The 8,692-nt window shown below is 52.7% G+C and carries 7 protein-coding genes; 4 read left to right on the top strand and 3 right to left on the bottom strand.

All coding sequences use genetic code 11. The features are described 5' to 3' along the window. Positions 1–106: 106 nt before the first annotated feature. Both QN359_RS18870 and QN359_RS18865 read right to left on the bottom strand, forming a co-directional pair. On the bottom strand, positions 107–2,158 hold the full coding sequence (locus QN359_RS18870) for a glycoside hydrolase (protein ID WP_322250573.1): 2,052 nt from the start codon (positions 2,156–2,158) through the stop codon (positions 107–109). A gap of 459 nt (positions 2,159–2,617) precedes the next feature. Continuing rightward, on the bottom strand, positions 2,618–3,037 hold the full coding sequence (locus tag QN359_RS18865) for an STY0301 family protein (protein ID WP_322250574.1): 420 nt from the start codon (positions 3,035–3,037) through the stop codon (positions 2,618–2,620). 278 nt (positions 3,038–3,315) lie between these two features. On the opposite strand from QN359_RS18865, the gene QN359_RS18860 reads away from it, so the two are divergent. From QN359_RS18860 to QN359_RS18850, 3 genes are all read left to right on the top strand, one after another. Then, positions 3,316–4,737: a hypothetical protein gene (locus QN359_RS18860; RefSeq protein ID WP_322250575.1), complete on the top strand. Its 1,422-nt coding sequence runs from the start codon at positions 3,316–3,318 to the stop codon at positions 4,735–4,737. 224 nt (positions 4,738–4,961) lie between these two features. Then, the gene (locus QN359_RS18855; protein WP_322250576.1) at positions 4,962–5,636 is read left to right on the top strand and encodes a cupin domain-containing protein; all 675 of its coding nucleotides are present in this window, start codon (positions 4,962–4,964) and stop codon (positions 5,634–5,636) included. Further along, the gene (locus QN359_RS18850; RefSeq protein WP_322250577.1) at positions 5,633–6,247 is read left to right on the top strand and encodes a TetR/AcrR family transcriptional regulator; all 615 of its coding nucleotides are present in this window, start codon (positions 5,633–5,635) and stop codon (positions 6,245–6,247) included. The genes QN359_RS18855 and QN359_RS18850 overlap by 4 nt, the downstream gene beginning before the upstream one ends. 12 nt (positions 6,248–6,259) lie before the next feature. On the opposite strand, the gene QN359_RS18845 is transcribed toward QN359_RS18850, so the two are convergent. Next, the gene (locus QN359_RS18845; protein WP_322250579.1) at positions 6,260–7,369 is read right to left on the bottom strand and encodes a flavin monoamine oxidase family protein; all 1,110 of its coding nucleotides are present in this window, start codon (positions 7,367–7,369) and stop codon (positions 6,260–6,262) included. A 329-nt stretch (positions 7,370–7,698) separates the two neighbouring features. Here QN359_RS18845 and QN359_RS18840 point away from each other — a divergent pair. Beyond that, positions 7,699–8,692, top strand: a 994-nt coding sequence (locus tag QN359_RS18840) for a DUF4097 family beta strand repeat-containing protein (protein WP_323493610.1), incomplete at its 3' end; no start/stop codon positions are given.

The raw sequence follows: 8,692 nt of genomic DNA, 5'->3' as shown, positions 1-8,692 counted from the left end.
CGCGATGGGAGGGGATGCAAACCCCTTCCAGAGTCTTTTCCATCGTCGCTTGCGACGATCCATTAAGTTGTTGGCTGAGATTGTTTGAACACTTGCCCGCCTCTCCCTAGTAATCGCGCTGATTGGATTGCAAACGCAGCGTTGAATGGTCGGGCAGAATCGCTAAAACAGAATGAGCGGGGATGCGCTGATTTTTTTCCGTCCATGATTGATCCCCAAAATTCGCAATCATCTGCGTGCCGTCCGCAAACTGTGTTTGCTGCACATGGCCGTCCGGTGCCAGCCAACGAAACTCAGTTAAGGCTTGTTGGTACAAGCGTTGATGCATGGGGCGAAAGAAGGCATCGAGCCGCAGCAAATAAGGAATGCGCTTGCCGGCGGTAGCCAAGCTGATATTGAGCAGCGGCGGCACATTATAGAGTTGCTGTAACAGTTCGGTGCTGGCACGCGTTTCTTTGAATTTCAGGTTATCCACTGTCCAATGGTTCGTCGTCACCACGCTGTCGTGAAATGCCGCTTGGAACAGTGGTAAGCGTTTCGTCGGATCGAAATATAAGGATTGATAGAGCGGTTTGATTGAACTGGTTTTAAAGAAAAAACTCGGTTCGTGTTGCGGATACCAAGAACCTAAATAATAGGGTGATGACTTATTCTTACGCATATCGGCATCACCCCAGCCAAAGCCGGAATTTTGCATACCATGGGCGAAGCTGAGACCTGAATTGACCACGGCACCACCGACTTCTGAACCGACGATGATGCCCTGAGACTGGGCAATCCAGGCTATTGCAGCCATGCGATTTTTTGCGTCCTGTGCTTGCGAGCTGGGTTTGGCTGGGTCGTAATCGTCAAACAACATCCCCGTGCCATCGACATCGAGAAACCAACTGTTGTAGTGGCTGAGTGCTTGAATTTCCGGCACGCGCTTTTCCATCAAGGGACGTACGCAGCTCGGATTTGTGTACACGCCCAGCCCTCGAAAACCGGTTTCACGCTGACCATTTTTTTTCATAATGCCGCAACGGCTAAATGCATCTTGCCCTAATTGCGCGCTCAACCAGCTTTGACTGTCGTTACCGTCGGGCAGTGCGGTGTCGTAAGAATCATAGGGGCCAATCAAGTAGCCGGCCTCGCGTGCCGCGTGTATGCCTGCCGGACTGGAAAATCCGGCGGTCCATTGCGGCAAGCCTATCCATAGTTTTGACAAACCAGCATCATGTAGTTGCGCTATCATTTTGCTGGAATTGGAGTCCCCCCAACTATCTGGTGGCTTGAGCGCGGCACCGAGGGTTTTCAGTGCCAATTGCTGGCGTTGTTCTATCTGCGCAGCTTCATCGCCCGGCGCGAGTCGTAGCAGCGCTTGATTGATTGCCGCCACTAAGCTCGCTTGCAATGGAGGACGGCTGCCGAGATCAGATGTCTTCAAGGCTTTTTTAGCCTGTTCTTGTATCCAAGAGTCGTCACCGCCTATCCAGTCAGCCGGGATAATTTTTTGCAGCACTGACCAGTTTTTTACGTCTTGCGCAACGATGAGTCGCTCGCCCCACAGATAAATATGGCTGGCACCGATGAGGCGATCGCCATCTTTTGCCAGCGCTAATTTATTTTTCAGCGAGACGAATTCGCCACGTGCTTGTAACCATTGCCGATATTGCTTTGCTGGTGATAGCCAGTCAGGGCCATTGAGTGCAATTTGTACTTCATACGAGCGTTTGGTATCGAGTGTAGTAAAACTGTGATCAGCGGCAAAACCGATTCCCTTTGCGTCCGGGGTAAAGTGCAGAGAATTATTGTATGGATTAGCGAACATGAGCGACAAAACATGTTTACCAAAATCAAAACCGACTACCGGCAAGCTCAAGTCTTCGGTCGTGTTCATACCCTGATAATCGTTCGCCAGTGCCGTGCGCCAGTCTTTGTCATTGGCTGGAACATAGTAGCCTTCATGAATAGGCAGGATCAACGCGCGCGCAGCAGAAGGCACGATTGGCCATTGCATTTTTCCTGGGGTCATACGCGAAAACTGTAGCGTCAGAACGCTGGCCTTGAGTTGCGCCAGCACGGTAGTCTCGGCACCGAATTGCCAGCTGGCGCTGGAACTGTTTTCTTTGATTTGTGTGGTGGATTCGACTTTGCCTGGAGAAGAAATTTGCAGCACTTCGCCGGAAGCTAATGTGGCTGAGGTCGCTAAGCTTGCTGGATCAATCTCAATTTTCCAGTCAGAATTTTATAGGGTGATCGCCTGTGTCAAAGGCATAAAAAGCAGAAACAATAGCGGAACCAGCCGCATTAGATTGATACGCATAGATGATTACCTTGTGAGTGATGACAGCTTGCTAAGCTGCATGGATCAAGCGGAGTTCGTATTTGGTGTTTCCCTATGCTTTTTGCTCGATGCAAAACAGGCGACAACGAGTTTCCCAATTCTTTCTCATTGCGAGAGCAAATTGCAGTGGAACCGAAGATAAGTGGCCATAAAGAGGGCGAGGGTGTCGTATCTGGGTGATCTGACTTATGAGTCAAAGCTATCCCAATAGAATAGGTATACCTCTTTTTGCAAGATAAAGATACTGAATTTGCATAATGAAGAGCCGTGAGATTGACGCGATCACGTCGCTCAACGGCAGTCCATCGTCGTCACAATCGGCACAGAAAATTTCACATCATAAGTGACGCTACAACTGCGGACGTGATCCGGCAGTTTCAGTGCCAAACTGGCACGCGTTTCGTGGTACTGGCAAGTAACCCAATAGCCTTGCTTCGAAGGCGTGAAGTTCCATACATTCACCAGCGCCCCTTTTTGTTTGCTGGTTTTGCTTGGCGCTAAAAAGAATTGCTGCGCCGGTTCGTCTTCTGAAAATCGGACATTGGTAAAACTATGTTGATCATCGCTGTCGTTGCGCAGCCAGCCATCCGGGGCGTCGCGCAATTGCTGTACGACATGGATCTCGGATGGGCAGCGCAGCGTTTCTGCCTGGGCCAAGCTGGATATGGCTAAGCTTGCCAGCAATGTTAAAAGAGGGTGACTGAAACGCATTAGTGTTCTCCTGCATACAATTGGAATGTGCTCATATTATCGTGTGATGTTGATGCCCGCAATGTGCTCGGCGTATTCCTTGCTACGTAATAGGCTGCCATCATCGAGAAATTTTTTTAAGAAATTTCTTACAATATTTTCAGAATTTTCCTATTTGAAAAGTCCCACTCGTTTCATTTATGATCACTTTACCCGTATCAGTTTTTTAAGTTGATCTTGCTCGACGCAAGCTTGGCTACCATCTCATGTTTCGCTTATTTTTTGAAGAGGAAATCACGATGTTCTCGAATGCTTATTTTTCTCAGTCCCGTTACAGCGCTGCTTTCAACGGCACTTTCTCTCCGAACTCGTATTGCTATGCCAATGCGTCTGACAGCAGTTCCGACGAGGAGGCCGAGTGTCGTAGCGGCGAGTTCAAACCGACACCGTTGTTGTCGACTGGAATTTATGTCGAAGGGCAATTTTGTACCACAACCGAGCCGATGGTGGTGCGTCAGACTACCCTGCGTGGCGATTTGTATTTGACAAGCCTGAGCGGAAAAATTGATATCGATACGATGCAGCACCGTGAGGCCGAGCGCCCTTCACTGTATATCGAAAGCCTTTGCGGGGACATTTATTTAGCTCATGTCAAGGTTCCCGGGCGCATCGTGAACTTGTACGGAGATATTGAAGGATATAAACTCGATGTGGAGTCTATTTTTTCCGGCAGCGGACAGCTGGAACTGAATCATGCGAGAGTACAAACGGTTGAGTTGCACAGCAATAATATGCTGTTGCGCCATACCGTTATTTCTAAAAAGCTCATTGCTGCAGCGAATGATGGCGGGCGGATTGTGATTGGTGCCGGTTGCCACATACGGCGCTTGCAGGCGCGCTCACAAAATGCGACACCGAGTTTTTCTGGCGTCGGCAATATTCGCGTCGGCCACCGGTTTTCTGGTTCACTCAATGGGCTTCGCTATGAGAATGGGCATCCCGTCGGTGCCGATTTCCTACCTACGCAAGCGCGGCATATTACGATAGAAATCGGACGGCGCAGTGTGGTCGACTACATTGAATTTGAGGCGCTGTCTTGTCATGTGATGTTAGGTAAGGGGGCGCGATATACCGGTTTCGTGCCGCCGAATATGCATGTGCACGAATACGCGGCCGCGCCGCGCGCGGACTTTCAACGCGACCTGCCGAGGGCCTCAGAACATACGCGCGCTTATCCGCCACCGCCGCGCTTCGCTGGCGCCGCCGATAGCAGGCATGAGCGTGCGCCAGAGTCGGAGTCTGGGCAGCGCAGCCACAGCAGCCAGTTTTGCTCAGATCAGTCGTCTCAGTCGGCACCAACATCCAAGCCCGGCTATGCGACGAGCCGCGCCAGTCCGCCAGATGTCACAGTTCCGCCGGCCGCGCTGCCGGCACCGATCTTGCTCAATAAGGGGCGCTGGAACCGTGAGCAGGTACAGGAAGTGGCCAATACCGTATTGACCAAATTTGGTTTGCAGGGTCAAGCGCTGCGAGAGATGTATGCGGCGCTGCTGAACTGCACCTCTCGCAACCCTCATGCCAGTAACACGGATGCGATCGCACTATCGCAAAAATACGCCCAGGTATTCGTGCCTTGCTCCCATGTGTCGGCCGATTTACAAGTTAATTGTCTGAAATTGAGTAATGAATTGAAGCGGCAGGCAGGACTGTCGTTCCATTGAGAAAAAGCCAAGGGCGGCGCGTTTGTTCTCGGTTGGAATGGACGCTGCTGCCGGCATGACCGTCAACAACGACCAGTTTGACCATCCTCGCTTGGGACGCCGGATGTTACCGGCAGCACCGCCGTCAAGTCCTCAGCTTGTATGGTCAGATCACGGTTTGACAGCACTACGCTTTTTAACTAAAATGCCTACCAATTAGTTTGTTGGTAAATACAGGGCGAGGAATGCAAATACATGCCGATTTAAGCTTGCGCGCGGTCGTGCAGACCGCCGGTTTAGTCTGGACCGAAACGCCGATGCCAGGAGTGCTGCGCAAGCTGATTGAACGCGATGGTGCTGAAGTCGCGCGCGCCACCTCGCTGGTTCAATATGCTGCCGGATCTCGCTTCTTCAGCCATACGCATGATTTGGGCGAAGAATTTTTGGTGCTGGAAGGCGACTTCAATGATGAGCATGGCAGCTATGGAACCGGTACCTATGTGAAAAATCCCCCGGGCTCGGCCCATGCGCCTTACACCGTCAATGGCTGCACCTTGTTTGTCAAGCTGCGTCATATGCAGCCGCACGATAGCATACGCTGCGTGGTCGATACCGAGCAGGCCGACTGGTTGCCGGGCGCGCTGACGGGTGTGGCTGTGGTGCAACTTTCCAAATTCGCCGGTGAACAAGTATTCCTGCTCAGAGTAGCAGCGGGCACGCAATTTTCACATCAGCAGTACCGCGGCGGTGCCGAGCTATGGGTAGTGAGCGGGAGCTGGCAAGATGAGGACGGCAGCTATCCGGTGGGAAGTTGGATACGCATGCCACACTTGAGTACGCATACGCCACGGAGTGAACATGGCTGTTTGATCTTAGTTAAAACTGGCCATTTGCCTGGTCAGCAAAATGAGTCGACATGAAGCATTTTTCAGAAATTTCCGGCACCGCCGAACGTGTCGTTGACGCCGCAGAAGGATTGATTCAAGCACGCGGTTATAACGGTTTTTCCTATGATGATGTAGCGCGTTTGGTCGGCATTAAAAAGCCCAGTATCCATCACCATTTTCCGACCAAGAGCGAGTTAGCCACGGTGGTTGTGCAGCGCTATACGTACCGCTTCAAGGAGTTTTTGCTGCAGATCGAAACGCGGCATGTCAAGGCCGCGGAACGTTTGACGGCCTATGCGGCATTATTTGAAGACACCTATAAGGTCGAGCAGCACCTCTGCGTGTGTGGCATGTTGGGTGCGGAAGCGAGTTCTCTGCCGGCAGATATTACCTACGAAGTACAGCATTTTTTTTCCGTCAATCTCGATTGGCTGGTGCAAGTGATTGATGATGGTCAACGCGCCGGGCAATTGAACCAGTTGCTCAATTCGACAGATGTTGCTGAAACTTTGCTCTCTGCATTGGAAGGAGCGATGGTCGCCGGCCGCGGTATGCGTAACGCGAGCGGCCCGGCCCAGATCGCCCACAATCTGATGCGCCTGCTGTTACCGGCGCAGTCAGCGCGGCGCGTGGCAAAGCAATAAACTATGACGGCATCAGGCCGGCACTGAGCCGGCCGCTGTCAAGTGCTGATCAAGCGCCAAGACAGCTTGTTGTGCCGCATCCAATGCGCCTTCCATAAAGCCACCGTAACGCGCACTGAACTCGGTTCCAGCCAGAAACACCCGGTCCGCCCAGTGCGCTGGCAAAGCCGGCTTGCGGTAAGTCGGGTGATGCCGCACTGCCTGGCTGTCCGCGGCCGTGGCGGTATGCGCATCAGTGGCCCAATCTTTGATCTCTATCCAATCGGGGGTGGCGGCTTCCGGGCCGAACAAGCGCACCAATTGCTGCAATCCGAGGGCGATCAATTGCTCTCGGCCATAATGCTGACGCGTCGCTGCCGGCAGACCGATAAAGCCGAACAAGGCGGCCTGGCTGCCATCTGCATTGCTGGCATCATGAATTTCAGTCATCGGCCCGCGCTGACTGCGCGCCTCGCCGGAGCAGCCGGCTGTGCGCCAAAAAGCATGTGGATAGGTGGCCACTAATTTAGCTTGTCCGGCCATCCAGGTTGGCGTATCGCTCCATTGGGCAGTCAAGGCAGGCGGCAAAGCGGGCAACCATGCCATGCTGTGCGCCAACAAGCGTGGTGGCATAGCGGTGATGACACGATCGGCTACGATCAGCTCACTCTGACCCTGATGCAGCAAGGATAAGTCCAAGCGACCATCGTCGCGCTGCCGAATGTCTTGCACTTGGCTGTCTAGTTGCACTTCAGTGCACTTCAGACGCGCGGACAAGGTCTTGATCAGCATCGTCATGCCGCCCTCCAGTCTTTGATATGCGATATCGTCGTCAGCATTATCCCAACGTTGCAAAGTCTGGCTAGCTGATTCAGAGAGCGTCGCGCCGATAGTGTGCTGATTGAAATACGGCAGTTGCAAGGCCGTGAGCAATTCTTGCATGCGTGGATTTAACTCAGGCCAAAACCATGAGGGGCCGAATTCAAACTCATGGGTCCGGTTTGCTGCTGCGCTGCCCATAATCCGGCCACCGAGACGTGCGCGCGCTTCGAGCAGGCGCGGACTATAGCCGCGCTGTTCTAATAAATATGCCGCATAGAGGCCGCTGAGGCCAGCGCCGATGATGACGATTTGCTGCTTCATGTGGAATGCCTTTTGTGAATTCTGTTACTGCTATGGTGCGTATAACCCAACTAGTTGGTAGGTTAATTTTCGAGTATTTTGGGCTCGGAAAATGGGCATGTCAAGGTGTTTTGCTTGTTTCCGTGCCGCCGACCGCAGGGCAGTTCAGTGGTATTGGGAAAATTATCAGCTTGCAATCTGCACTTTGATCGATTTTCATGACATTTCTCAATTGAGAAAGCTGCGACCAGTCATGTAATGGAGGTTTTCACTTCCTTGATCTCGGCAGTTGCTCACGACAGTGATTCAGCGCTGACCCTGTCTTGGTATTTTCTTAAAAGGAAATCAGTATGTTTCCCCGATTCAGTTTCTTCGATGCTAGCCGCAGCGGAACATGGAGTTTCAGCTCTTCCTCTATGCGTAATGACCGCAGCTCCGAGTCCTCTTCAGAATGGGAAGACGAAGATGTTGCTGGGCCGGGCGCTTGGATCGACGATGCTTATCTCCAGAGCGGCGGAGAGATAGCCGGAACTTTCGATTCCATGGGAAAAGACATGGAGCTCAAAGATGTACTTGTCCGCGCCGACTTGCGCATGAATACCATGAGCGGTGACATCAGCCTGCGGCGTTTGCGTACGTCAGCCGGTACCGAGCCCTCGGTCAAAATCGCCACCATGAGTGGCGACCTTTTGTTGGAAGATGTTGCCGTTTCGGGAGACTTTTCCACGATCAGCGGGAAAGTCGTGGCACGCAATGTGCGCGCTGCCTGTCTGTCAACGCTGAGCGGACGGATGAAGCTTGAGCGGGTGCAGGTGCAAAATGCTTCCTTGGGCAGCACTGCTCTGCGCATCAATCATACCGACGTGTCGCAATCACTGAAGGTGTGTGCCGCCGATGGCGAGCGGATTGAGATCGGTACCGGCTGCCGTATCAAAGAATTACATGTGCAAACCGTTTACTGCCGCGGCTCGGGAAATCGGCAGCGTTACGTGCGTGTCAGTCCCGGCTTTTCAGGAGTGTTCAATGGCCATAACTATCAGAACGGGCAGCCGGTCGGGTCGCAGCCAGAATCGCGTCAGGCTATGCGACATATCACGATAGAACTTGGCGATGGCAGCGTGATTAACGAAATTGTTTGTGATGCACTTAAATGCACGGTCATTCTAGGAAAATTTGCCAGGTATACTGGTCCGATTTCCGCTAACATGGTTTTCGAGGATAGCCCGGCACCAAGTCGATCAGCGGCCGGCAGGGCAGCCCCGCAAGCTGGCAGCCGCGCTCATGCAGTACCGCCACATCGGCAACCAGCGCCACCGCCACCAAGGCAACCAGCTCCACCACCAC

The organism is Undibacterium sp. 5I2 (assembly GCF_035019605.1).
GTDB lineage: Bacteria > Pseudomonadota > Gammaproteobacteria > Burkholderiales > Burkholderiaceae_D > Undibacterium.
Note: the sequence above shows the minus strand (reverse complement) of the source record. Positions and strands in the feature narration are given on the sequence as shown.

Bases quoted from the DNA above. Each gene is read 5' to 3' on its own strand.
- QN359_RS18860 (WP_322250575.1), top strand. From the start codon at position 3,316: ATGTTCTCGAATGCTTATTTTTCTCAGTCCCGTTACAGCGCTGCTTTC.
- QN359_RS18845 (WP_322250579.1), bottom strand. From the start codon at position 7,369: ATGAAGCAGCAAATCGTCATCATCGGCGCTGGCCTCAGCGGCCTCTAT.
- QN359_RS18865 (WP_322250574.1), bottom strand. From the start codon at position 3,037: ATGCGTTTCAGTCACCCTCTTTTAACATTGCTGGCAAGCTTAGCCATA.
- QN359_RS18855 (WP_322250576.1), top strand. From the start codon at position 4,962: ATGCAAATACATGCCGATTTAAGCTTGCGCGCGGTCGTGCAGACCGCC.
- QN359_RS18850 (WP_322250577.1), top strand. From the start codon at position 5,633: ATGAAGCATTTTTCAGAAATTTCCGGCACCGCCGAACGTGTCGTTGAC.